This window comes from Bacillus sp. LR--39 (genome assembly GCF_053613335.1).
The window spans coordinates 1-2,632 of the sequence record NZ_JBSIOT010000030.1; the positions used below are offsets into that span (position 1 = coordinate 1).

Annotated in this window: 1 protein-coding gene; it reads left to right on the top strand. The window is 49.7% G+C overall.

Features of this window, described 5'->3' with window-relative positions; translation table 11 throughout:
• The coding region (locus ACWHAR_RS19760) for a non-ribosomal peptide synthetase (protein ID WP_452087592.1) at positions 1-2,632 on the top strand (2,632 nt) is incomplete at both ends.

Genomic DNA, 2,632 nt, shown 5'->3' on the forward strand with positions numbered 1-2,632 from the left:
GATGCGGGGGTAAAGGATCGCCTCAATCGTTTGGCTGAACAAAACAGCGCCACTTTATATATGGTGATGCTTTCCGCTTACTATACGCTTTTGTCAAAGTATACGGGGCAGGATGACATCATTGTCGGGACACCGTCAGCGGGCAGAAATCACTCCGATACAGAGGGCATTATCGGGATGTTCGTCAATACGCTTGCGATTCGCAGTGAGGTGAAGCAGGATGAGACGTTTATCCAATTGATCTCGCGTGTCCGCAAACGGGTGCTGAATGCCTTTTCTCATCAGGACTATCCGTTTGAGTGGCTTGTTGAAGAATTGAACATCCCGCGTGATGTTAGCAGGCATCCGCTGTTTGACACGATGTTCAGCCTTCAAAACGCGACAGAGGGCATTCCGGCTGTCGACGATCTGTCCTTGTCTGTTCATGAGACCAATTTCAAGATTGCCAAATTTGATTTGACGGTGCAGGCGAGAGAAACCGATGAAGGCATTGAGCTTGATTTGGATTACAGCACGAAGCTGTTTAAACAAAGCACGGCAGACAGGCTGCTTACGCATTTTGCGCGTTTGCTTGAAGAGGCTGCGGTTGATTCGGAGAAGCGGATTTCCGAGTATAAGCTTCTTTCTGAAGAGGAGGCTGCTTCGCAAATTCAGCAGTTTAACCCGGGCAGAACACCTTATCCTAAAGATAAAACAATTGTTCAGCTGTTTGAGGAGCAAGCGGCGAATACGCCAGACCACACTGCGCTTCAATATGAAGGCGAATCACTTACTTATCGTGAACTGAATGAACGGGCCAATCGTTTAGCCCGCGGCATTCTTTCTCTTGGAGCTGGCGAAGGAAGAACTGCGGCTGTCTTATGCGAGCGGTCAATGGATATGATTGTGTCGATCTTGGCAGTATTAAAATCAGGTTCGGCTTATGTTCCGATTGATCCGGAACATCCGATTCAGCGGATGCAGCATTTCTTCCGTGACAGCGGAGCAAAGGTGCTTCTCACTCAGAGAAAATTAAAGGCTTTGGCGGAAGAAGCGGAATTTAAGGGCGTTATCGTGCTAGCCGATGAGGAAGAAAGCTATCATGCCGATGCGCGCAATCTCGCACTGCCTCTTGATTCTGAAGCAATGGCCAACCTGACGTATACTTCCGGAACGACTGGAACACCTAAGGGGAATATCGTGACACATGCCAATATTCTCCGCACGGTGAAGGAAACGAATTATCTCAGCATTACAGAACAGGATACGATTCTCGGTCTTTCCAATTACGTGTTTGACGCGTTTATGTTCGATATGTTCGGCTCTTTGTTAAACGGAGCCAAGCTGGTGCTGATACCGAAGGAAACCGTTTTGGACATGGCTCGCCTGTCCCGCGTCATTGAACGGGAGAACATCAGCATTCTCATGATTACAACCGCTTTGTTCCACTTGCTTGTGGACTTGAATCCGGCATGCTTGTCAACGCTTCGCAAGATTATGTTTGGCGGGGAACGGGCTTCGGTTGAGCATGTCAGAAAAGCTTTGCAAACGGTTGGAAAGGGCAAGCTTCTTCACATGTATGGACCGTCTGAAAGCACGGTTTTCGCGACGTATCATCCGGTTGATGAATTGGAGGAGCACACGCTGTCTGTTCCGATTGGAAAACCGGTCAGCAATACGGAAGTATACATTCTTGACCGTACGGGACACGTGCAGCCTGCCGGGATTGCCGGAGAGCTTTGCGTCAGCGGCGAAGGACTCGTGAAAGGCTATTACAACCGTCCAGAACTGACTGAGGAGAAATTTGTTCCCCATCCGTTTACATCCGGCGAACGCATGTATAAAACGGGAGACCTTGCGAGATGGCTGCCGAATGGCGACATCGAATTTATCGGGCGAATCGACCATCAGGTGAAGATTCGCGGACAGCGCATCGAGCTTGGAGAAATCGAACATCAGCTGCAAACCCATGATCGTGTTCAGGAAAGTGTTGTGCTTGCCGTTGATCAAGGAGCGGGAGATAAACTGTTGTGTGCTTACTATGTCGTAGAAGGAGACATCTCATCACAGGAGATGAGAGAGCATGCTGCGAAGGACTTGCCGGCATATATGGTTCCTGCGGTGTTTATCCAAATGGACGATCTGCCGCTGACAGGTAACGGAAAAATTGACCGGAGAGTGCTGCCGATTCCTGTTGCCAACGTTTCAAGAGGTCTTTCATATGTTGCGCCACGCAATGGAACGGAACAAAAAGTCGCGGACATTTGGGCGCAGGTGCTTCAGGCTGAACGAATCGGCGTCTATGACCACTTCTTTGACATTGGCGGACACTCATTAGCAGGCATGAAGATGCTTGCCTTGGTTCATCAGGAACTGGGCGTTGAGCTGTCACTCAAGGATCTCTTCCAGTCACCGACGGTTGAGAGCTTGGCACAAGTGATTGCTTCTGCTGAAAAAGGGACAGCCGCAAGCATCAGCCCGGCAGAGATACAAGATACGTATCCTGTTTCTTCACCGCAAAAACGGATGTACGTGCTCCAGCAGCTTGAAGGAGCGCAAACGAGCTATAACATGCCGGCGGTTCTGCGCCTGACAGGTGAGCTTGATGTTGAAAGGCTTAACAGCGTCATGCAGCAGTTAATGCAGCGTCATG